Source organism: Thiopseudomonas acetoxidans (assembly GCF_030362935.1).
GTDB lineage: Bacteria > Pseudomonadota > Gammaproteobacteria > Pseudomonadales > Pseudomonadaceae > Thiopseudomonas > Thiopseudomonas acetoxidans.
This window is the reverse complement of sequence record NZ_JAUCDY010000005.1, coordinates 1-20,254: the sequence shown is the minus strand read 5'-3', so window position 1 is coordinate 20,254 and position 20,254 is coordinate 1. Positions and strand designations below refer to the sequence as shown.

The 20,254-nt window shown below is 48.0% G+C and carries 24 protein-coding genes; 17 read left to right on the top strand and 7 right to left on the bottom strand.

Annotated features, from left to right (window positions below):
• Window positions 1-233 precede the first annotated feature (233 nt).
• A complete protein-coding gene (locus QEZ41_RS05460; RefSeq protein ID WP_289410385.1) occupies window positions 234-791 on the top strand; it encodes a hypoxanthine-guanine phosphoribosyltransferase in 558 nt (185 codons plus the stop codon).
• A gap of 12 nt (window positions 792-803) precedes the next feature.
• Here the strand turns inward: QEZ41_RS05460 and QEZ41_RS05455 are convergent, their stop codons facing one another.
• Window positions 804-1,265 carry a DUF721 domain-containing protein gene (locus tag QEZ41_RS05455; RefSeq protein WP_289410384.1) on the bottom strand — a complete coding sequence of 154 codons (462 nt, stop codon included), beginning with the start codon at window positions 1,263-1,265 and terminating at the stop codon, window positions 804-806.
• Between the two features lie 214 nt (window positions 1,266-1,479).
• On the opposite strand from QEZ41_RS05455, the gene secA reads away from it, so the two are divergent.
• Both secA and argJ read left to right on the top strand, forming a co-directional pair.
• Complete coding sequence (gene secA / locus QEZ41_RS05450; protein ID WP_289410383.1) at window positions 1,480-4,197, top strand: preprotein translocase subunit SecA; 2,718 nt, start codon at window positions 1,480-1,482, stop codon at window positions 4,195-4,197.
• Between the two features lie 96 nt (window positions 4,198-4,293).
• Entirely contained in the window at window positions 4,294-5,508 is a 1,215-nt protein-coding gene (argJ, locus tag QEZ41_RS05445; RefSeq protein ID WP_289410382.1) for a bifunctional glutamate N-acetyltransferase/amino-acid acetyltransferase ArgJ, read from the top strand.
• Between the two features lie 329 nt (window positions 5,509-5,837).
• Here the strand turns inward: argJ and QEZ41_RS05440 are convergent, their stop codons facing one another.
• From QEZ41_RS05440 to QEZ41_RS05425, 4 genes are read right to left on the bottom strand one after another with little or no spacing between them, the layout of a single operon-like run.
• Window positions 5,838-6,782 (bottom strand): Nudix family hydrolase, encoded by a 945-nt coding sequence (locus QEZ41_RS05440; RefSeq protein WP_289410381.1) that lies wholly within the window; start codon window positions 6,780-6,782, stop codon window positions 5,838-5,840.
• Complete coding sequence (locus QEZ41_RS05435) at window positions 6,775-7,350, bottom strand: cob(I)yrinic acid a,c-diamide adenosyltransferase (protein WP_289410380.1); 576 nt, start codon at window positions 7,348-7,350, stop codon at window positions 6,775-6,777. The genes QEZ41_RS05440 and QEZ41_RS05435 overlap by 8 nt, the downstream gene beginning before the upstream one ends.
• Before the next feature lie 10 nt (window positions 7,351-7,360).
• Window positions 7,361-8,284: a 2-dehydropantoate 2-reductase gene (locus QEZ41_RS05430; RefSeq protein ID WP_289410379.1), complete on the bottom strand. Its 924-nt coding sequence runs from the start codon at window positions 8,282-8,284 to the stop codon at window positions 7,361-7,363.
• Window positions 8,281-9,249, bottom strand: a complete 969-nt coding sequence (locus tag QEZ41_RS05425; protein ID WP_289410378.1) for a response regulator — start codon at window positions 9,247-9,249, stop codon at window positions 8,281-8,283. Before QEZ41_RS05425 ends, QEZ41_RS05430 begins: the two co-directional genes overlap by 4 nt.
• Before the next feature lie 148 nt (window positions 9,250-9,397).
• On the opposite strand from QEZ41_RS05425, the gene QEZ41_RS05420 reads away from it, so the two are divergent.
• Window positions 9,398-9,877, top strand: coding sequence for a YajQ family cyclic di-GMP-binding protein (locus QEZ41_RS05420; protein ID WP_289410377.1), 480 nt, complete (start codon window positions 9,398-9,400; stop codon window positions 9,875-9,877).
• Window positions 9,878-9,928: 51 nt separating this feature from the next.
• Here the strand turns inward: QEZ41_RS05420 and QEZ41_RS05415 are convergent, their stop codons facing one another.
• Complete coding sequence (locus QEZ41_RS05415) at window positions 9,929-10,843, bottom strand: DMT family transporter (protein WP_289410376.1); 915 nt, start codon at window positions 10,841-10,843, stop codon at window positions 9,929-9,931.
• Between the two features lie 164 nt (window positions 10,844-11,007).
• Here QEZ41_RS05415 and erdR point away from each other — a divergent pair, with 164 nt between their 5' ends.
• Window positions 11,008-11,661, top strand: coding sequence for a response regulator transcription factor ErdR (gene erdR / locus QEZ41_RS05410; protein ID WP_289410375.1), 654 nt, complete (start codon window positions 11,008-11,010; stop codon window positions 11,659-11,661).
• Here the strand turns inward: erdR and metR are convergent.
• Window positions 11,656-12,582 carry a transcriptional regulator MetR gene (metR, locus tag QEZ41_RS05405; RefSeq protein ID WP_289410374.1) on the bottom strand — a complete coding sequence of 309 codons (927 nt, stop codon included), beginning with the start codon at window positions 12,580-12,582 and terminating at the stop codon, window positions 11,656-11,658. The genes erdR and metR overlap by 6 nt on opposite strands.
• A 410-nt stretch (window positions 12,583-12,992) precedes the next feature.
• Here metR and QEZ41_RS05400 point away from each other — a divergent pair, with 410 nt between their 5' ends.
• The 12 genes from QEZ41_RS05400 to QEZ41_RS05345 form a co-directional block, all read left to right on the top strand.
• Complete coding sequence (locus tag QEZ41_RS05400) at window positions 12,993-14,537, top strand: ABC transporter transmembrane domain-containing protein (RefSeq protein ID WP_289410373.1); 1,545 nt, start codon at window positions 12,993-12,995, stop codon at window positions 14,535-14,537.
• Window positions 14,441-15,112, top strand: coding sequence for an ATP-binding cassette domain-containing protein (locus QEZ41_RS05395; RefSeq protein ID WP_353061891.1), 672 nt, complete (start codon window positions 14,441-14,443; stop codon window positions 15,110-15,112). The genes QEZ41_RS05400 and QEZ41_RS05395 overlap by 97 nt, the downstream gene beginning before the upstream one ends.
• 68 nt (window positions 15,113-15,180) lie before the next feature.
• A complete protein-coding gene (locus QEZ41_RS05390) occupies window positions 15,181-15,672 on the top strand; it encodes a hypothetical protein (RefSeq protein WP_289410372.1) in 492 nt (163 codons plus the stop codon).
• Window positions 15,669-15,884, top strand: coding sequence for a hypothetical protein (locus tag QEZ41_RS05385; protein WP_289410371.1), 216 nt, complete (start codon window positions 15,669-15,671; stop codon window positions 15,882-15,884). The genes QEZ41_RS05390 and QEZ41_RS05385 overlap by 4 nt, the downstream gene beginning before the upstream one ends.
• A 13-nt stretch (window positions 15,885-15,897) precedes the next feature.
• Window positions 15,898-16,536, top strand: coding sequence for an SPM autocatalytic domain-containing protein (locus tag QEZ41_RS05380; RefSeq protein WP_289410370.1), 639 nt, complete (start codon window positions 15,898-15,900; stop codon window positions 16,534-16,536).
• A gap of 1 nt (window position 16,537) precedes the next feature.
• Entirely contained in the window at window positions 16,538-16,843 is a 306-nt protein-coding gene (locus QEZ41_RS05375; protein ID WP_289410369.1) for a hypothetical protein, read from the top strand.
• A gap of 106 nt (window positions 16,844-16,949) precedes the next feature.
• Window positions 16,950-17,288 (top strand): hypothetical protein, encoded by a 339-nt coding sequence (locus QEZ41_RS05370; protein ID WP_289410368.1) that lies wholly within the window; start codon window positions 16,950-16,952, stop codon window positions 17,286-17,288.
• 44 nt (window positions 17,289-17,332) lie between these two features.
• Window positions 17,333-17,623: a hypothetical protein gene (locus QEZ41_RS05365; protein ID WP_289410367.1), complete on the top strand. Its 291-nt coding sequence runs from the start codon at window positions 17,333-17,335 to the stop codon at window positions 17,621-17,623.
• Complete coding sequence (locus tag QEZ41_RS05360; RefSeq protein ID WP_289410366.1) at window positions 17,602-18,105, top strand: hypothetical protein; 504 nt, start codon at window positions 17,602-17,604, stop codon at window positions 18,103-18,105. The genes QEZ41_RS05365 and QEZ41_RS05360 overlap by 22 nt, the downstream gene beginning before the upstream one ends.
• Complete coding sequence (locus tag QEZ41_RS05355) at window positions 18,102-19,121, top strand: SPM autocatalytic domain-containing protein (RefSeq protein ID WP_289410365.1); 1,020 nt, start codon at window positions 18,102-18,104, stop codon at window positions 19,119-19,121. Before QEZ41_RS05360 ends, QEZ41_RS05355 begins: the two co-directional genes overlap by 4 nt.
• Window positions 19,122-19,133: 12 nt before the next feature.
• The gene (locus tag QEZ41_RS05350; protein ID WP_289410364.1) at window positions 19,134-19,775 is read left to right on the top strand and encodes a hypothetical protein; all 642 of its coding nucleotides are present in this window, start codon (window positions 19,134-19,136) and stop codon (window positions 19,773-19,775) included.
• Window positions 19,768-20,254, top strand: a 487-nt coding sequence (locus QEZ41_RS05345) for a hypothetical protein (protein WP_289410363.1), incomplete at its 3' end; no start/stop codon positions are given. The genes QEZ41_RS05350 and QEZ41_RS05345, both read left to right, overlap by 8 nt.

The window sequence follows — 20,254 nt, the reverse complement described above, 5'->3', positions numbered from 1 at the left end:
TGGAATTGACTTGTGCATAGGTTAATGGAATTAACGATAAAACGGCACAGGCAAATTGGATTGAGTGTCTTAGTTTATAAACTGGATTGAGGATTAGGGTGGTGTATGCCAATGGAGCCTGTTGGTCAAATACTCAACTGCACAGGTAGAACAAAAAAAACTATAGTTCTAGCTGGCGCTTTTTTGGCTTAAACTGTGCGTCTTTTAAGCTACTAGATAAAGGATGGGTGCGTATGCCTACAGATCTTGAACATATTCAAAGAGTTATGCGTGAGGCGGATTGTTTGCATCCTATGGCAGAAGTAGAGGCCGCTATTTCGCGGGTAGCGCAAGAAGTTAGCAACACGTTGCGCGATGCAAACCCGTTGGTTTTTTGCGTTATGAATGGTGGGTTGATTTTTTCAGGCAAGTTACTGACGCAGCTGAATTTTCCGTTAGAGCAGTCCTACTTGCATGCCAGCCGTTATCGTAATGAAACTAGCGGTGGAGAGCTGTTTTGGAAGGCTAAGCCGGAAGTTTCATTAATGGATAGAGACGTGTTGATTATCGATGACATCCTTGATGAGGGCCATACGCTGATGGCTATTGTTGATTTTTGCAAGCGTTCTGGCGCACGAGCTGTGTACACTGCGGTGTTATTGGATAAAAAACACGAACGCAAAGCACGTCCGGATTTTGCTGCCGATTTTATAGGTTTGAACTGTATTGATCGCTACGTTTTTGGCTACGGCATGGACTACAAGGGCTACTGGCGCAATGCGGCTGGCATCTATGCGGTGAAAGGGCTTTAGTTTAGTTATTCTTTATTCTTTAGCGGCGTTGCGTGCCAGACGCTCTAGTGCGGCGCGCAAATGCGGGTCTTCAATGGCCTCAGCACAGTTAAAGATAGCTAGTCCGGCCTGGGCGGAAATTTCTAAACGGGGTTTCTGCTCATTAATAGCATCGTTAAAGGCCGTGTTAGGTCGGATTTTAAACTGAATACGCTGCAGGTCAGAAAACTCATTATGCTGACAAAGTTTGTCCATCAATTGGTTTTGCTGATAGCGCAAGCGGGTTGCCCAGTGTGCATTGTCGATGACTAACACCAAACGACCCTGATTGTAGTTAGCCAGTTGGCAGTGCTCAGCCGCCGCGCCTGGTAGGTAAGAGTGCACAATTCTCTGCAACACAGCAAAGGAATTGGCTCGCTGCACTATGTCCCGTAAAACAGATTGTTTGTTCAGGATGGCAGCAGTGTGTTTTAACTGATTGAGCTTGTATGACATGATTTTGCTCCGTGAACTCACACTTTTTTGTACCTTGTGTCACATTATAGACCTGCAGGGTTAGTTTTGCCGGAAGAATCAAATTTTGTTAGTCTCCACAACCTGTATGCTCCTAACTAATTATTTATTTGCTACGAATTAAAGGTAGAATGAATACCTTTTATAGATCGCAGAAACTAAACGTACTTATCACCCGTGTGGAACCCGTATCAATATGTTTGCCCCATTATTAAGAAAGCTGATTGGTAGTAAAAACGAACGTGAAGTCAAACGCATGTATAAAGTGGTTCAGACCATTAATGCGCTCGAAGAAAAAATGGTGGCACTGTCTGACGAGCAGCTGCAGCAGAAAACACAGGAGTTTCGTGAGCGTATAGCAGCGGGTGAAAGTTTAAATAAAATTATGCCCGAGGCTTTTGCCGTAGCGCGTGAAGCCAGTAAAAGGGTTTTGGGCATGCGTCACTTTGACGTGCAGCTTATTGGTGGTATGACGCTGCACGCAGGGCGTATTGCTGAAATGCGTACCGGTGAAGGTAAAACTCTGGTTGCAACCTTGGCGGTGTATTTAAATGCCATTGAAGGCAAGGGTGTGCACGTGGTTACGGTGAACGACTACCTAGCACGTCGTGATGCCAACTGGATGCGTCCACTGTATGAGTTTCTAGGTTTGACGGTCGGTGTAGTCATACCTTTCCAGTCGCCTGAAGAAAAGCGCGATGCCTACGCCTGTGATATTACCTACGGTACGAACAACGAATTTGGTTTTGATTACCTGCGCGACAATATGGCGTTTAGTTCGGAAGATAAATTCCAGCGCGGACTGCACTTTGCCGTGGTGGATGAGGTGGACTCGATTCTCATCGATGAAGCACGCACGCCATTGATTATTTCGGGTCAGGCCGAAGACAGCTCAGAGCTGTATAAAACCATCAATGCTTTAATCCCAGCGCTGAAACGCCAAACTGAAGACGAAGAAGGTGTCGTCATCGAAGCAGGTCATTACACCATCGATGAGAAAACGCGCCAAGTAGAGCTGAATGAAGAAGGCCACCAGTTTGTTGAAGAACAGCTCATCAAGCTTGGTTTGCTGGGTGAGCATGACTCGCTCTATTCAGCCTCTAATCTAAGCCTGCTAACTCACGTATATTCGGGTCTGCGCGCACATAAGTTATTTAATCGCAACGTTGAGTATATCGTGCAAGATGGCGAGGTGGTGCTGGTTGATGAACATACGGGTCGTACCATGCATGGCCGTCGCTTGTCAGAAGGTTTGCACCAAGCGATTGAAGCCAAAGAAGGCGTAAATATCCAACCAGAAAGCCAGACGATGGCTTCTACAACCTTCCAGAACTACTTCCGCCTGTATGAAAAGCTATCTGGTATGACAGGTACGGCAGACACTGAAGCCTTTGAGTTTAGACAGATTTACGGCTTGGATGTGACGGTGATTCCAACCCATAGACCCGTAGCGCGACAAGATTATAACGACTTAGTGTATTTAACCCAGCCGGAAAAATACGAAGCCATTATTAAGGATATTTTGCACTGCCAAGAGCAGGGTCGCCCTGTTTTGGTGGGTACCGCTTCTGTTGAAGGCTCAGAATATATGTCGCAGCTGCTGATGAAGGCTAAGATTGAGCACAAGGTGCTAAACGCCAAGCAGCACGACTCGGAAGCAGAGATAATTGCTCAGGCAGGTCGTCCAGGCCATGTAACCATCGCTACTAACATGGCGGGTCGTGGTACGGATATTGTGTTGGGCGGTAACTGGGAATCCGAGCTGGCAGCTTTACAAGATCCTAGCGAAGAAGTAGTGCAGCGCCTGAAAGCAGAGTGGCAAGCCCGTCACCAACAGGTCATTGATGCCGGTGGTTTGCATGTAATTGCCACTGAGCGTCATGAATCCCGTCGAATTGATAACCAGCTGCGTGGACGTGCTGGCCGTCAGGGTGACCCGGGTTCCAGCCGTTTTTATCTGTCGCTGGAAGACAACCTGATGCGTATCTTTGCCTCGGATCGAGTGAAAAACTTTATGAAAGCCTTGGGCATGAAAGAAGGCGAAGCGATTGAGCACCGTATGGTGAGTAATGCGATTGAAAAAGCCCAGCGTAAAGTAGAAGAGCGCAACTTTGATATTCGTAAGCAGCTGCTGGAATACGATGACGTGGCCAACGAGCAGCGTAAAGTGATTTATCACATGCGTAATACCCTGCTGGAATCCGAAGACGTTGGTGATATTGTTGCTGAGTTCCGCCATGAGGTGTTAAGTAATACCGTTAGCCAGTTTATTCCGCCGCAATCGTTGCCCGAGCAGTGGGACGTTGCAGGCTTAGAAGAGGAATTGAAGCGCGAATTTGCAGCCGAGTTATCTGTTCAGCAGTGGCTTGATAACGAGCCAAGTCTTTATGAAGAAACCCTGCGCGAGCGCATAGAAGAACAGATTGTTGCTCAATACCAAGCTAAAGAAGAGCTGGTGGGTGCTGAGAACCTGCGTATGTTTGAAAAACATATTATCTTGCGCGTATTGGATGACCTGTGGAAAGACCACTTGGCCGCGATGGACCATTTGCGCCAAGGTATTCACTTACGCGGTTATGCACAGAAAAACCCCAAGCAAGAATACAAGCGCGAATCCTTTAACCTGTTCCGTGATCTACTCGATGCCGTAAAGCATGACTCCATTCGTTACTTGTCGTTTGTGCAGGTGCGTCAGGAAAATACTGAGGAAGAGGAGGCACGCCTACGCCAGCAAGCACAAGAACGTGCCTCGCGGATGCAGTACACCCATGGTGCAGCAGAAGCAGAGCAGGCGCAAGGGGACGCGCCAAGCAGTAATGAGCCCGTGCGTAATCTGACCAAAGTAGGTCGTAACGAGCCGTGCCCCTGTGGTTCGGGTAAAAAATACAAACACTGCTGCGGTAAAATCGCTTAAGCAGTGAGCTTGTCAAAAAAACAAAAGTAAGCCCATACTAAGCGCCGTTTTTATTATCGATAAAAGCGGCGTTTTTTATTTAATAGGAGAAATATCATGGCGGTGGGTCTTGGAGCGATGCCGGTAATGCATCCAGTAAAAGGGTTTGAGTTAGGCATAGCCAGTGCTGGCATTAAAAAAGTCGGCCGCCGTGATCTGGTGCTGATGCGTTGCGCTGAAGGATCGCAAGTGGCGGGTGTGTTTACCCAAAATGCTTTCTGTGCCGCGCCTGTGCAGCTATGCAAGCAGCGTCTGGGCCAGCCAGTACGCTTTCTGGTAACCAATACGGGCAATGCCAACGCCGCCACTGGCCAGCCCGGTCTTGTGGCAGCGCAGCAGGTGTGCCAAGCAGTGGCGGACAGTTTTCAGGTGTCGGTAGAGCAGGTGTTGCCGTTTTCTACAGGCGTCATTGGCGAGCCGCTGCCGGTGGACAAAATTACTGCCGCGTTGCCGGCTGCCATGGCTGATTTGCGTGAAGACAACTGGAATCTGGCCGGCGAAGGCATCATGACCACAGATACCCTGCCCAAGGGAGCCAGCGTGCAGTTTGCCCATGATGGCGAAACTTTCACTGTCACCGGTATCAGCAAAGGTGCCGGCATGATCCGCCCCAATATGGCCACCATGCTGGGGTATGTGGCTACTGATGCCTGCGTGGCTGGCCCGTTGTTGCAGGCGCTGGTGAAGGAGGCGGCAGACTTGTCCTTTAACCGCATTACCATTGATGGCGATACCTCGACCAATGACAGCTTTATGCTGATTGCCACCGGTCAGACTGGGCCAGCTATCGACCAAGCCGAAGGCGAGCTGTATCAGAAATTGCGTGATGCGGTCTGTGCTGTAGCCATGCAGCTGGCGCAGGCGATTGTGCGTGATGGCGAAGGCGCAACCAAATTTGTCACCGTGCAAGTGGAGCAGGGCGGCAACGTGCAGGAATGTCTGGATGTGGCCTATGCAGTCGCCCATTCGCCGCTGATCAAGACGGCGCTGTTTGCCTCCGATCCCAACTGGGGGCGTATTGTGGCGGCTGTCGGTTATGCTGGTGTGCCGGCTTTGGAGCAGGAAAAGGTCAATGTGTTCCTCAATGACGTCTGCATTGTGCGTGATGGTGGCCGTGCCGCATCCTATACCGAGGAGCAGGGCGCTGCGGTGATGCAGCAGGAGGAGATCCTGATCCGTATTGAGCTGGGACGCGGTGAGTGTAGTGAAACGATCTGGACCACGGACTTGTCCCATGAATATGTACGCATCAACGCTGAGTACAGAACCTAAGACTCCTGTTGGAGCGCATCTTAACCCCTATTGGAGCGCTATTGGAGTGCAGCTTTAGGGGAGCATTCCACAGCTTCGCGCAAGGCGGAGCTGTGGTTGCAGGTGTAATCTGCGTTCGAATGCAATGCGCGTAACGGTTTTTGGTGGGAGCGCAACTTTTGCGCGATTGGGATTAGCCGGAAGCGCTGAAGCTTGCTGCTCGTCCCCATTGCCAGAAGCAGATGGGTTTTCCGGCAGCACTTGCGTTGGTTTTATCGTTCGCATCGCGCAGAAGCTGCGCTCCCACAAGACTGCGCTCCCGCAGTAGAAATTGGGCTTAACAAGGCAGCTTACGACCACAGTCCACGGATGGCGGCGATGCCTTGGGCGCCGATGATGAAGGCTTGGGTTAAGTCGCTTGGCTGCAAGCCGCCGAGCAGGTAAACAGGCACTTGTGCCTCAGCGATTAATTCAGCCGTCGCAGCCCAGCCTAAAGGCTGCGCATCTGGGTGGCTGGCAGTGGCCTGCACGGGTGATAAACAGGCAAAATCCGCGCTAATCTGCGTCGCCCAAGCCAGCTGCTGTGCGTTATGACACGAAACCGCCAGCCAACGATTGCTTGGCAAGGGCCGCTCAGACTGCTGCGCAAACTGTTCCAGTTGCGCGCTGGTCAGGTGCCAGCCGGCCTGCTCATAATCCTGCACCTGCGCCCAACTGCCTTTAATCAATAAGCGGCAGCTTACGGGCAATGCCTGCAATAGCCGCTCCACTAAGGCAAAATACGCCTGCTCACTTAACTCAGGCGCCCGTAACTGCACCAGCTCAATTCCTTGCGCTGCTGCCCGCATCACGCCCTGATACAGTGCCTCTGCATCCAGTCCCGTTGGGGTGACCAAATACTGCTGCGGCAGTTGCACGGCGCAAACGATGGGGCGATTCGCCGCTGGAAAAGCAATCTGCTGCAGTTGCGCCTTCGCCACCCACTGCATCGGTTGACCCTCAGCGCCGTGCGCGTCACCGCGATACGCCGTGACGCGATGCACATCCAGCAACACGTTTAACTCAGGGTATTGATAGGGGATTTGAATCAAAGGCTCGGCATTGACGACCTCGATGCCCAACTCTTCCTGCAGTTCGCGGGCCAGCGCCTGCAATACCGACTCTCCCGCTTCGCATTTGCCGCCAGGAAACTCCCACAAACCGCCTTGGTGTTTATCCGCAGCACGCTGGGTCAGCAAAATACGCCCTTGGGTATCTTCAATCACCGCCACGGCGACATGCAGCTGTTTATTCATTGCTCACCACGGGCGCAGGTTGTGCTTGCCAAAGAACTTCATGACTGGCCTCATGCAAAGCAATCATGCGTGCGGCAACAAAAAACACATCGGATAAACGATTAATAAACCCTAATACTTCAGCGCGCAAAGGCTCGTGTTCATGTAACAACTGACAGCGCCGCTCAGCCGTACGCGCTGCACAACGACAGATATGCGCTTGGGCAATCAACACCGAGCCGCCGGGTAAAATAAAATCTTTCAGCGGCGACAATTGCTCAGCCCAGCGGTCAATTAGTGTTTCTAACTGTTGAATGTGTGCCGCCTGCAACACCTGATATTCAGGCATCGCCAGCTCACCGCCCAGATCAAATAACAGGTGCTGGTAAGGTGCTAATGAATCGAAAATATCGGTTAAACCCTGTAGCTGCAACTGTGCTAATAACAATCCTAGCTGACTGTTGAGCATATCCAGCTCGCCAATGGTTTCAATGCGAGGATGACTTTTGGCCAAACGTTGTCCGTCGGCCATGCCAGTCGTACCTGCGTCGCCGGTGCCGGTATAGACTTTACTGATGCGATAACCCATGTTGCTGTGCCTAATCTAGAGGTAAACCCAGTTGCTGCAGTCGCGCTTGTAACTGGCTGTGTAAGTCCAGTAAGGCGCGGTGTGAGGTGCCTAGCTGTTGGCTTTGCGCCAAGGCGAACCCTGTTATATAGCTGATTTCGGTACGCCTTTGATTGAGCACATCCTGCAGCATGGAAGAAGTGTTCTGCGCTGTATTCTGGATGACCTGCAGGCACTGTGCAAACACATCCTCTGCGGTGCAAGGGTAACCCGCCGCACTTAACAGCTGTGCCAACTCATGGGCTAGCGCAGTCAAGCGTTCAGTCTGCTGGGTGAGCTGTCCGTTTTTACACTGATACAAAACAGTCAGCGGGTTAATCAGGCAGTTGATGGCCAGCTTACGCCACAAGGCTGCCAGAATAGTATCTGTCCATTGATACGAAATCTGCGCCTGCTGCCAGTCGCGCAAGCAAGTAGGCTCAGGTTGAGTGTGGACTAAATCGCCGAGTAGCGTGGTTCCTTGACCTGCATGTGTGCAGTGGAACGGCTGGGTTAGAAAAGCGCCTTCTGTGGAACTAGCAGCAATTACCCGAATGCCCGGTAATAACTGCGCGATAGCCTGTTGACTGCCCATACCGTTTTGCAGCAAGAACACACCGCTGTTTGAGCTAAGGCGCGTTTTGACTGATTCAACTGCAGCCACCGCATCATAGGCTTTGCAGGCAACGATTAATCTTTCTATAGGCTGTGGATGACTGGCCAGCTGCGCATTGATAGCAATATCTAGTGGACTGCTTTGCCCGTAGGCAAGATAGCTGATTTGGTTACCTTGGCGTTGTAGGGCAGCCAAGCGGTGTTGATTGCGCAGGATTAGGCTGGCAGGTATGTGCGCTTGGCTTAGGCGTGCAGCCCACAGGCAGCCAAGGCTGCCGGGACCTAAAATATGCCAACTCATACGAGTGAGTGTTTTATCACTTCCAAATGGACTCTGCCGCTGTTGCGTGCGTAATCAAGGTTGTTTTTGGCTAGTTCCATGATTTTTTCTGGAACGCTAGGTAAAGCAATGGAGCGCATAGTGACTAAGCTCAGATTGGCCTGAACGCTAAGAAAACCCTCGCTTGTTTTAAAGGCCTTAAGGTTTAAGCCATCGTGCAGTCTTTTGAAGGTGTTCGATGAGCACTCCTGCTGTTTGGGCAGCAAGGTGAGCATAGCAAACTGATTGCTATCGAGGCGCACTAAGGTGTCTAGCGGGCGCACCAGTTGCTGTAAACGGCTGGCAATACTTTGCAACAGCTCACGATGGATACGTTTGCCGTACTGCTTGTTGTAGGCTGTTAAGTTATCAATATGAACAAGCAGATAACAGAGTGTGCCACCACGTGCTTCAAGCTGGCGCAGACTTTTTTTAAGCTGCTGCATGATTAGACGACGATTACCCAGCCCCGTCAGAGGATCAGTAAGATTAACCGCTTCAATGCGTTGTAGGTTATGTGCCAGTAGATGTTTTTCATGCATTAATTTAAGCAATGTGCTGTAAAGACGATTAGCAGCATATACTCTAGGCACTAGCTGTTCGTTCATCACTGATTTACTAATAAAATCGTCCACACCCTGATCAAAGGCTTCAACCAGCGCGTCGTCACCTTCTTTGCCTGTGAGTAAAATCACATAGGTATAGTGACCTTTTGCGTCGTCTTTGGAACGAATTTTTTTGGTGAGCTCCAAACCATCCATTTCCGGCATCAGCCAGTCTGCAAGCAGGATTCCGGCTGGGCGTTCTTCCATAAGTTTGAGTGCTTCGTTAGCGCTGCTGGCAAAGCGAATATCGGTATACCCAGCTTGGCTGAGCGCGCGTCCAACCACCACACTAGAGAATTTGGCATCATCCACAACTATAATGCTCAGACGAGAGCTTGGCATAAATCGTTCTCTTAATTTATAGTTACGTAAAAGTTTATAAAATAATAAGCGTTACAGCATGTTTTATAATGCTGGAATATTATAATCGCAAGCGCGCAAACTGTTAATTGTGACGCTAACTACAATGTTTTAAAAGTGGAGACCAAAGATGCCGTCTTTTGATGTGGTATCAGAGCTGGATAAGCACGAGATAACCAATGCCGCAGACAACGCAGCCAAAGAGTTAGAGCGCCGTTATGATTTGCGTGGTAAGGCTAGCTTAGAGCTCAGTGATAAAACCATTACCATTACCGCTGAAGCTGACTTTATGCTGGAGCAAGTGATCGAGATCATTAAACTTGCACTGGTAAAACGCAAAATCGATATCCAATGCCTTGAATACAAAGATGCTTATGCTTCTGGGAAAGTAGTAAAGCAAGAAGTTATTCTGCGCGAAGGTATCGATAAGGAGCTGGCAAAAAAAATAGTCACTGTTATTAAGGACGCCAAGCTTAAGGTTCAAGCCTCTATTCAGGGTGAGCAGGTGCGCGTAACAGGTAAAAAACGTGATGACTTGCAAGAGGTTATGGCGTTGTTGCGTGGTGAGTCTTTAGGCTTGCCGCTGCAGTTCACTAACTTCCGTGACTAAAGGAGCCCCTGAATAATTACCTGCTTAGCTACCACCGTGTTAAAAACATACTCACGGGTGCGCGCCGGGCAGATTAGTCACTTCTTTGGTTGTGTTATGTGGCCACAGCTGAGCTACGAGCATGCCAGTCAGCATTAAAGCCGCGCCAAAATAGCCTTTGCTGTTTAGGATTTCGTTCAAAAATAGCATAGCAGCCAGTGCAGCAAAGACGCCCTCTAAAGATAAAATGATGGCGGCATGGGCAGCTTTAGCATGCTTTTGTGCAATCGCTTGCAGGCTAAATCCAACGCCAACAGAAAGGATTCCTGCATAGGCAAGAGCGGGAATGGCCTGTTTGATGTTTTGCCAAACCATGGTTTCAAAGTAAGCGGCTGCGCTTAAGCTGGCTACCGCGCAAAGCAAAAACTGTATAAAAGCTAGGCGTAACGGGTCGTAGCGTTTGGCGAAATAGCCCAGCGCCAGTACATGTAACGCCCAGACCAGAGCACCCGTTAGCTGCAGCCAATCACCACGAGCGATGGCGAGACTGTCCTGTACGCTGAGCATATATAACCCAGCCACGGCCATCAGTGCGCCAAGCCATACACCGAACCCGGTACGTATGCCAAATAGCAGGCCTATTAAGGGTACGAAAATTACATATAGGCCGCTGATAAAACCGGCGTTGGAAACCTTGGTATATAGCAGGCCGACTTGCTGTAAGTTAATGCCCAGCGTTAAGAGTAGGCCAAGCAGCAAGCCGGCGCGCAGTAGCCCAGCGTTTAAAAATTGACCTTGGACAAGGGCTTTATGGCGTCGATAGAGTAAAAAAGGCAGTACTACTGCGGCGCCCAAACTAAAACGAATACCGGAAAATAATAAAGGGCCAATATCATCCATGCCGATACGCTGTGCAACCAAAGCACCACCCCAGATTATGGCGGCAGTGAGCATGAATAGATTGGCCAATAGGCGTTTATTTTGCATGGTTTAAAATAATAAATGCTTGCGAGTCAAATGGTTAGTTGTTTTTTTAATTAGTATACGTGGAATGCGGTTTGGTCATTTAGTCTTGTGCTAATGTATTCCTTCGTATAAGGTAAGCGCTGCAATTTGCGCAAGGTTATTATACAAATTTAGGATATTAACTCATGGCTGCCTATGAAATACTCATCGCTGACGATCATCCATTGTTCCGTAGTGCTTTACATCAAGCACTGACGATTTCTTTGGGTGCCAATATTCGTTTGGTCGAAGCTGAAAGTATTGCGCAGCTGGAAGCGCGTTTGCTTGAAAAATCTGATTGGGATCTGGTGTTGTTGGATTTAAACATGCCGGGTGCTCATGGCTTTTCGGGTCTGGTTTTATTGCGCGGTCAGTATCCGCAGGTTCCTGTGGTAATGATTTCAGCGCAGGAAGAAACAACAGTAATGGCACGTGCGCGTGAATTCGGTGCCAGCGGCTTTATTCCTAAATCAAGTCCGTTAGAAGATATCCAAAAAGCTGTGCAAACTGTTTTAGATGGCGATGTTTGGTGGCCTAGTCAAACCGCAGCTACTGCAGCAGTTACCGAAGAAGAAAAAGCAGCCAGCGAAGGCTTGGCCAGCTTAACGCCGCAGCAGTTTCGTGTCTTGACCATGGTGTGTGATGGCTTGCTGAATAAACAAATCGCCTACGACCTTAATGTGTCAGAAGCAACGGTTAAAGCACACGTAACGGCGATTTTCCGCAAGTTAAACGTTCGTACTCGTACCCAAGCAGCGCTATTGTTACAGCAGATGGAATCCATTCCGCAGTCGTCATAATTCTTCTTTTGCCGCGATAACGCCCGCCAGGGTGGTAAAAGATGTGTCCTTGGCGGTCAGCAAGAAATCTTGCATAAACGCAGCTTCTAACATATCTGTACGCACGGCTGCATACAGCGTAGAAAACAAGCCTTTCTCCCCCATGTGACAGGTGCTGACATAGCCTTTTGAGCTGTATTCGTGCAGCGCCCAATTCGGCAGGCAGCTCACCCCGCGGCCACTGGCCACCAGTTGCATCATCATAATCGTCAATTCTGCCGTGCGTACGCTAACGGGTTCGACATCGGCTGGCTCTAAAAAGTGATTAAACACATCCAAGCGGTCGCGCTCCACCGGATAGGTGATTAGCACCTCTGTGGCTAAGTCCTGCGGCTCTATAAAAGCTTTTTGCGCTAAGGGGTGTTGCTTAGAAACGGCCAGCAAGGCTTCGTAGGTAAACAGAGGGATATAGCTGATGCCGGTGAGCTCGATCGGATCAGCAGTAACCACCAAATCTAAGTCTCCACGGGCCAAGGCGGGTAGAGGAGCAAAGGAAAAGCCAGATGATAAGTCTAATTCAACTTCAGGCCATGCCTCGCGGAATTGGTCAATGGTGGGCATGAGCCATTGGAAACAGCTGTGGCATTCAATCGCCATATGCAGGCGTCCGGCGTTACCGCCTTGTAAGCGGGCGATATCACGCTCGGCTGCACGCATCAGGGGCAGCACTTCATCAGCCAGTTTAAGCAAACGTAATCCGGCGCTAGTAAAGCGTACGGGTTTGGTTTTGCGCACAAATAACTGCATGCCGAGGCGCTCTTCCAGTTCCTTGAACTGGTGCGACAGCGCGGACTGAGTTAGGTGCAGGCGCTCGGCGGCATCAACCATGCTGTCGGCATCACGCAGGGCAATTAGGGTTTTTAAATGGCGGATTTCTAACATGGTAGTTTTCTTTTTTGTTTGAAGGGGGTGGTGATGTTTGTGGTTTGTGCGATTAGGCGGAGAACCCTGATTACGCAAAGACGCCGCAAGTACATCCCTGTAGGCTCCATGCCACGCATGGTATCAAAAACCGAGGTAGGTTACTCTCAGTCGGCGTACCGGACGGCGAGCCATATTGCCTCAAGCGTTTGTTGGTCAGCGCAGTTAACCAAGCTGTTGCCTGTTCAGACGCTTTGACAATACCTGTGGTGTTTTTCAACAGCAGGAGGCCAAGGAAGCAGCTGCTAGAAACCAGGCTTGCTTCGCGATACATTGCATATATGTGAACCGCTTTGCAGTTCGTATTTTTTTGATTGATATAAAAGTATATTCTGAGATTATCTGCTATCCCACTTTATGGAATGCTGGGCATGCAGGGATCTTTTTCGCACAGTCTTTTATTATCAAAAACACTGAAGACTGATGATGTCGTTTGGTTGCTTAGCAACTTTTCAGATTATTACCGCCAGCCGTTTTCTGCCGAGCTTTTGCTACAGCAGTTCACCCCGCCACTTCTTGTTTCTGACCTGATTGAAGCCTGCAAGGCGCTTGGCTTACAGGTTGGAGTTGTGCCTTGGCATAACGGCCAGCTCGCTCAACCGGCCATTGCATTTCAGAGGGATGAGCCGCAACAAAATGCAGAAGAAGGCGGACAGGTTCTTCCTGTCATCATTACAGAACTGACAGAAAGCGGTGCAAAGGGAGTATCAGTCGGCGCTAACCAGCCAGTAAATTTCACATCGGCAGCGCTGCGACAGGATTTTCTTGATGTATTGCTTCTGGTGCAGAAAAAAGAAGCAGGGCTTGAAGAAAGCCCCGCGGCAGATAGCGTTACTGCCGAGCCAAAGAAATTCGGTTTTTCCTGGTTTGTTCCCGAGCTGTTAAGACACAAAAAAATCTGGCGCGATGTGCTGTTGGCCAGCCTGGCCATTCAGGTTGTTGGGCTTTCCACACCCCTGTTTACCCAGGTCATTATTGATAAGGTCATTGCGCACCACTCAGAAAGCACGCTCTTGGTGTTGGGGACAGCGCTTGTGGTCTTCATGCTGTTCACCAGCACCATGACCTGGCTGCGGCAATACCTTATTTTACATACCGGCAACCGCATTGATGCCGTCTTGGGCGACAAGGTTTTGCATCATTTGCTGCGTTTGCCCGCACCGTACTTTACCCAGCGCCCTACCGGCACTCTGGTCGCCAGGCTGCATGCTGTGGAACAGCTGCGGGAATTTATTTCCGGCGCAGCCATTAGCCTGGTACTGGACTTTCCGTTCTTGCTCATCTTCCTTGCGGTCATGTTTGCCTATAGCTGGCAGCTGACGCTGATAGTCCTGGGTATTCTTTTTCTGATTGTTTTGGCCAGTTTATTTATGGTTCCCATTCTAAGGGCCAGACTGGACAAGCAATTTCTACTGGGTGCACGCAATCAGGCTTTTTTGACGGAGTATGTTGCAGGTATCGAAACGGTAAAGTCCTTGCAACTGGAGCCGAACGTCAACAAGCGTTACGGCACCTACCTCGCACAATACCTTGATGCTGGTTTTGCGACCAAGCAAGTCAGTAATACCTACAGTGTGGTTGCTGGTGGTCTTGAGCAAATCATGACGTTACTGGTGCTGATTGTCGGTGCCTGGTTTGTCATGCAAAACATCGGCTTTACCGTAGGCATGCTGGTCGCCTTTCAAATGTTTGCCAGCCGCCTGAGCCAACCATTGATGCGCCTTGTAGGCTTGTGGCAAGAATTTCAGCAGGCCAGTATTTCCGTTAAACGTCTGGGTGATATTCTGGATGTGCCCCAAGAGCCTTTTGCCTTGATTCCCTGCCGCGCCTCATTGGCGGCGGACACGTACAGTTCAAAGATGTCAGCTTCCGTTACTCTCCGCAGCATCCATGGCTCTATCAAAAACTTAACCTGACCCTTTCTGCCCGTAGATTAACCGTAATTCGCGGGCCATCGGGTTGTGGCAAAAGCACACTGGCCAAACTGTTGCAGGGGGTTTACTGGCCTGAAGAAGGGAAAATCACAATAGATGACAAGGATATCCGTTTACTGGCGGCCAATGAACTACGCAGCCACTTTGGCGTGGTACCACAAGAGACGGTGCTGTTTTCCGGCACCCTGTATGACAACCTGACCATGGCGCATCCCCATGCCAGCGAATCCGATGTCTATGCAGCCTGTCGGGCGGCTGAAATACATGAAGTGATTGAACAGCTGCCCGAAGGCTACCAAACCATCATTGGCGAGCGCGGCAGCGGATTGTCTGGTGGCCAGAGACAACGCATTGCCATTGCCAGAGCCTTGTTGAAACAACCCAAGGTACTGATATTTGATGAGGCCATATCCAACCTGGATCAACAAACTGCGGAACAGTTTGCTCAAACCATTAACCGGCTTAAGGGTAAAGTCACCATGGTTTTTATTACCCACCAACTACCAAAAGGGTTGTTGGTGGACAGGGTAATCGAGATGGATAAATTAAATGGATAACCTGCAAACCAGAATGCCAATGATGAACGGCTCCGGCAATGTGCGGGATTTACAACAGGCGGCTTAATATGAAGAAGTTTGTTTCTATAGATCGATTAGAAGTTTGTTGTTTTGTAGCATATTTGACGCTATGTTTTTATTTTTATATTTCTGATGGGTTTTGTTTTATTTTACGAACAAGAGATTTCTTTTCATGGGTGTATTCTGTCGTTGGCTTTGAGTGGTCGGGAATTGGTTCTTATTATTTTTCTTTAAGTGTTGTTTTTGGTGTTGTGTTTAACGGTATTTCTCGCCTTTTTAAAATTTTTAAGCTTGGGTGGCCTATATATAAAGAACATAACTCTAGCAGTCTAATAGATTCTTTTTTCATGTTTGTTTTTTACAGCTTGATTGTTTTTTTTGCTGTAGGTTTTGCTGGTCAAAAATATTCAATCGAGGATAAAAGGCTTACATTGATCTTGGGGGTTTTTATATCGGGATATGTTTTTGGTTTGATTGTAAATGTTTGGGATGAATTTCTTTCAGCTGTATATGTCGTAATTTTAAGGGGTAGGAGATGAGTGATTTTTTCCTTGTTATTGGAGTTTTACTTCTGGTTTTTTGCTTTATTTCGATTTATGTATGGCTTGAAATATTTAGAGACCCTAAGAAGGAGCTGGAAGATTTTTATATTGAAAATCCCAGCATGAAAAAAATAGTTGTTTTTCTTAGAGAAAAATGGACTATTTTTTTTCTGACTGGAATATTTTTCGTTTTAGTTAGCTTGCTTTAGAGAGAGACTTATAATGAGTGTAATACAAAATACAGCAGCAGGAACACTCGACCTTGACGGCAACGGTCTGCAAACGGTCGGTCTGGCTTCCAATATCTACTTCGACCACAACGGCGATGGCATTCTTACTAAAACCGGCTGGGTCGGCGAAGGCGATGCCTTGTTGGTTTGGGACCGTAACGCCAATGGTTTGATTGATAACGGTGCTGAGCTGTTTGGCGATTTTACCCCAATGCCCGATGGCAGCTTGGCACCCAATGGCTTTGCCGCCTTGGCTGCTCTGGATGCTAACGGCGATGGCATTCTGGATGCTTCTGATCCCGCTTTTGCCGAGCTCAAACTCTGGATCGACAGTGACCAAAACGGCGTTACCGGCGAGGGCGAACTGATGTCTCTGGCCGATGCCGGTATTGCCTCGCTCAATCTGGGCAGCACTCTAAAAAACCAGAAACAAAGCAACGGCAATACCCTGGCCCGTGAAGGCAGCTTCACTCGCACTGACGGCACAGAAAGCGCCATGGGTGAGTTTCATTTGGCCATTGATACCTTTGACACTCAGTTTGCCGAACAGATTGAAGTGCCTGAATCCCTGCGTGGCTTGCCAATGATAAGTGGCTCCGGCAATGTGCGGGATTTGCAGCAGGCGGCTTAATATGAATAAAAATATATCTTTAATACGATATTTAACAGAAATAATGAGGCAGGTAGATGGTAAGGTTCTTTTATTGATTATGGTTTTTTCTGTTTTTATGCTGGTTGATATTGTTCTTGGCGTTGGTCTTATTCCTATGAGATGGCGTGAAGACTTTGGAAAGGCATTGGTATTAATTCTATTTAGTCCCCTGCTTTGTTTTTTGATTATTACAGTAATGAGACTTTTTCCTTTTGCGAGCAAGCCATGCTCTGCATGGTTTAGAGCAGGTGCCTGTATTTATTTTTTTATAACTATTAACTTCTAGGGGCTACTATTATGAGTACTTTAAAAACTTGTCGAGATAACACAAAATGTTGAGGGATTGGCTGGCGTCAGTGAGGCAATAGTTGAGGTGGAAGATGAGGCTTGTTATGTTGGTTCTGCAGGCAATGTTACTTCTGTTGGCGATAATCGTACTGTTTGTGTTTTTTGTGGATGCAAGATTTGAAACGGTTGGTTTTTTTATTTTTGGTGTGGGGCTAAGTCTATTGTTGGTTTGGGTTTTGAATAAAGTTAAAAATAGATGGCCTTTAAATAGTTATCTGCCTAGATTTTTGTTGTGCTTGAGTTTTCTGTTCTGTTTTGCTGGCTTGCATGAGTTTATTGGCTATCTTTTTTATAATAAAGAAGGGGTGGTTTATTCTTTGATTTTAATTTTTGTGTCCGTTATTCTTTTTCTTATGGGGGTAGACAAGGAAAACAAACGGTGAGGATGACTTGTTAATGGTGTTGTGCTTGGATATTGGAGAGTGACATGACTAATAAGGCTGGTTCAATTAATGAGGTTGTTAAGGCTATTGAAAATACTGCCTCCATGGCGGAAGCTGCTGATACGCTTTCGTCTGAAAACTCATCAGCAATAGCAGCTTTGGGTGCAGTACATACGTTAGCTTCTAACATTCCTGGCACTGGTGCTCCAGGGGCTGTGTTTTTAGGTAGCGTTGGTCAGGCGATAAGCTTCGCATCTGTAGCTTCGGCAGCTTCTGATGGAGAGTTTACTTTTGCTGATAAAGGGAGGTGGGTATGCGAGATGTTTGCATGTTGATAAGCATAGTTGCTTTTTTAGGTTTATCTGGCTGTAGCACTCCAGAGGAAAAAGAAATTAAGGAGTATTTTTATAATGTTCACTCCGGGTTAAATGACATTGAAATCCCTAGTGTTTTTAAAGAGGCTGAAGTTGTTTGCTTAATGCATCCTTATCAAATGAAGATAAAGCTTCCAGAGCATGTTGGAATACAAGATAGTCTTAATTTGTATCTTGAGTCTGAAGGTGTTTTTAGTGTGCCAGAGAGTAGCTGGTACTTATTATTCATGACAAGTAAAGATTTTTTTATTTATCGTCATAAACGCAATAATATTGACATGGTTAGTCCAACAGGCACAGTGGGGCTGAGAGACAAATGGAAAAGTATAGATGGATACCCTGCCAAGGATTGCGTGGCTTATGAATATGCATATATAACTGTTTTTTTAAATGATTTAAATGAACGAAAAATTGGACTTATTAGCAAGGGTGAACCTAAATGAAATACTTGGGAGACTTACAGAATAGATCAGCAGAATACTCTAATAAATATGGCCTTGATGGCCCTATAAATGGCGCTGCTGATGCTTTCCGTCACGCATACTCCAGTGCTGAAATGACTAGGGACTTTGGGCCGCAGAGTGCAAATCATGCAGGAACATGGTGGGAAATTTTAGGTTTAATAAAAGGGCAAAGTGAAGCTGAAGCCAGAATGGATGCTTGGAACAACTATGTCGGACAAGAGATTGCAATCAAGCTTGGGCCGAATGCAACAAATGATGAGCTAGCCGAAGCGGTTTATGATGCAGTGCTTTCTGGACGATTAGTGCTTGAGCCCAAGCCGGGTAAAAATCCTTTGAAAGAATTATGGGAGCAAGCCAAAAACTGGGTCATGCCCCGCGACCCCATCATCCTCGACCTTGACGGCAACGGTCTGCAAACCGTAGGTCTGACTTCCAATATCTACTTCGACCACAACGGCGATGGCATTCTTAGCAAAACCGGCTGGGTCGGCGAAGGCGATGCTTTGCTGGTTTGGGATCGTAATGCCAACGGACTCATTGATAACGGCGCGGAATTGTTTGGCGACTTTACTCCGATGCCCGATGGCTCTCTGGCACCCAATGGTTTTGCTGCGTTGGCTGCTCTAGATGCTAACGGCGACGGCATTCTGGATGCTTCTGATCCCGCTTTTGCCGAGCTCAAACTCTGGGTTGACAGTGACCAAAACGGCACGACTGGCGAGGGTGAATTAATCTCTCTGGCCGATGCCGGTATTGCCTCGCTTAACCTAGGCAACAGCCTGAAAAACCAGAAACAAAGCAACGGCAATACCCTGGCCCGTGAAGGCAGCTTCACCCGCACCGACGGCACAGAAAGCGCGATGGGCGAGTTCCATCTGGCCATTGATACCTTTGACACCCAGTTTGCCGAATCAATAGAAGTGCCCGAATCTCTGCGTGGCCTGCCGATGATGAACGGCTCCGGCAATGTGCGGGATTTGCAGCAGGCTGCTTAATGGAGTTCTTTTATGAAAGGAAAACAAAAAGATCCAAGGGACTCGATATTTTATCGGGAACAACGTCGGCTAGGAAGGTCGCTTTATTTGCATGAGAAAATCAAAGTTATTTTGTTTTGGGTTTTGGTGATTGCTTTGGTTTGGATTGCCCCTGTTACATGGAGCCAAATGTTGCATCACAATGTCAACAAAGAACCTGTTTTGCTTAGACATGCTGATGTCTATGGATATATACCTCCCCGTGCAGGAAGAAATTTGCCGGTAGTCCAGTTTATCGGTAGTGATGGTGGTCTATTATTTGTAGCGCCATGCGGGAGTATGGCCAATGATATTTGTCGAGGATTGATTTCCACTAATAAGAAACTGCCTACACCCATAAAGAGTGTAGTTGCTTGGGAAACTGTTTCTAAGTCAGCGAACATCCCACCCTATGGTCAAGCTCGGGCGATAATTGAAGAGATATCAATACTCGGAGGGAGTGATAAAATTTTAACATATAACAATAAAAGTGTTGGCTCTGATTTATATGGCGAAATTATATCTCCATACCATAAGTATCGTTACTTTTTAAGGTGTTTTGTTTTAATCCTTTCGTTATACATTGTTTTGCAGGTTTATCAGTCTTTCATAAATAAAGGTGAGCGTAATGAGTAAGTCAGAAACTGTAGCTTTGGTCCTTGGTCATGCCGGAGGAAAGATTGGTGCTTATGACGGTATGATTAATGCAACTGTAGAAGCGAAGAAAGGTGATAAAGATTCTGCTATAAGTGCAACAGTTAATGCTGTTGGTAGCGGTGCTACCATGTTCCCCGGTAAATATCCGGGTCCAATTGGCGGGCTCGTGGTCACTGTAGGGATGTTGCAAAAATCAGGAATGGATGCATCCAAATTTACTGTGGCTGATGTTTTAGCGCTGGGCGGTGCTGTGGCTGCTTTATTTGGAGCGCCAGTTATAGGGTTCGGATTTGCTGTCGCTGGTATAGGTTGGACTTTATATACTTTAAACGACCCGCTTCGGGATAAAACAATATCAGACTTTTACCGCTCTGCCAAAGACTGGCAACCACCCCGCGACCCCATCATCCTCGACCTTGACGGCAACGGCCTGCAAACGGTCGGTTTGTCCTCTCATA

What these genes read in the sequence shown, in the direction of transcription:
- QEZ41_RS05460 (WP_289410385.1), top strand. Translation starts at nt 234, where the DNA reads ATGCCTACAGATCTTGAACATATTCAAAGAGTTATGCGTGAGGCGGAT.
- QEZ41_RS05415 (WP_289410376.1), bottom strand. Translation starts at nt 10,843, where the DNA reads ATGCAAAATAAACGCCTATTGGCCAATCTATTCATGCTCACTGCCGCC.
- QEZ41_RS05350 (WP_289410364.1), top strand. Translation starts at nt 19,134, where the DNA reads ATGAAAGGAAAACAAAAAGATCCAAGGGACTCGATATTTTATCGGGAA.
- QEZ41_RS05380 (WP_289410370.1), top strand. Translation starts at nt 15,898, where the DNA reads ATGAGTGTAATACAAAATACAGCAGCAGGAACACTCGACCTTGACGGC.
- QEZ41_RS05435 (WP_289410380.1), bottom strand. Translation starts at nt 7,350, where the DNA reads ATGGGTTATCGCATCAGTAAAGTCTATACCGGCACCGGCGACGCAGGT.
- QEZ41_RS05365 (WP_289410367.1), top strand. Translation starts at nt 17,333, where the DNA reads ATGACTAATAAGGCTGGTTCAATTAATGAGGTTGTTAAGGCTATTGAA.
- secA (WP_289410383.1), top strand. Translation starts at nt 1,480, where the DNA reads ATGTTTGCCCCATTATTAAGAAAGCTGATTGGTAGTAAAAACGAACGT.
- erdR (WP_289410375.1), top strand. Translation starts at nt 11,008, where the DNA reads ATGGCTGCCTATGAAATACTCATCGCTGACGATCATCCATTGTTCCGT.
- QEZ41_RS05430 (WP_289410379.1), bottom strand. Translation starts at nt 8,284, where the DNA reads ATGAGTTGGCATATTTTAGGTCCCGGCAGCCTTGGCTGCCTGTGGGCT.
- QEZ41_RS05375 (WP_289410369.1), top strand. Translation starts at nt 16,538, where the DNA reads ATGAATAAAAATATATCTTTAATACGATATTTAACAGAAATAATGAGG.
- QEZ41_RS05400 (WP_289410373.1), top strand. Translation starts at nt 12,993, where the DNA reads ATGCAGGGATCTTTTTCGCACAGTCTTTTATTATCAAAAACACTGAAG.
- QEZ41_RS05440 (WP_289410381.1), bottom strand. Translation starts at nt 6,782, where the DNA reads ATGAATAAACAGCTGCATGTCGCCGTGGCGGTGATTGAAGATACCCAA.
- QEZ41_RS05385 (WP_289410371.1), top strand. Translation starts at nt 15,669, where the DNA reads ATGAGTGATTTTTTCCTTGTTATTGGAGTTTTACTTCTGGTTTTTTGC.
- QEZ41_RS05355 (WP_289410365.1), top strand. Translation starts at nt 18,102, where the DNA reads ATGAAATACTTGGGAGACTTACAGAATAGATCAGCAGAATACTCTAAT.
- QEZ41_RS05390 (WP_289410372.1), top strand. Translation starts at nt 15,181, where the DNA reads ATGAAGAAGTTTGTTTCTATAGATCGATTAGAAGTTTGTTGTTTTGTA.
- metR (WP_289410374.1), bottom strand. Translation starts at nt 12,582, where the DNA reads ATGTTAGAAATCCGCCATTTAAAAACCCTAATTGCCCTGCGTGATGCC.
- QEZ41_RS05420 (WP_289410377.1), top strand. Translation starts at nt 9,398, where the DNA reads ATGCCGTCTTTTGATGTGGTATCAGAGCTGGATAAGCACGAGATAACC.
- argJ (WP_289410382.1), top strand. Translation starts at nt 4,294, where the DNA reads ATGGCGGTGGGTCTTGGAGCGATGCCGGTAATGCATCCAGTAAAAGGG.
- QEZ41_RS05425 (WP_289410378.1), bottom strand. Translation starts at nt 9,249, where the DNA reads ATGCCAAGCTCTCGTCTGAGCATTATAGTTGTGGATGATGCCAAATTC.
- QEZ41_RS05360 (WP_289410366.1), top strand. Translation starts at nt 17,602, where the DNA reads ATGCGAGATGTTTGCATGTTGATAAGCATAGTTGCTTTTTTAGGTTTA.
- QEZ41_RS05370 (WP_289410368.1), top strand. Translation starts at nt 16,950, where the DNA reads ATGTTGGTTCTGCAGGCAATGTTACTTCTGTTGGCGATAATCGTACTG.
- QEZ41_RS05455 (WP_289410384.1), bottom strand. Translation starts at nt 1,265, where the DNA reads ATGTCATACAAGCTCAATCAGTTAAAACACACTGCTGCCATCCTGAAC.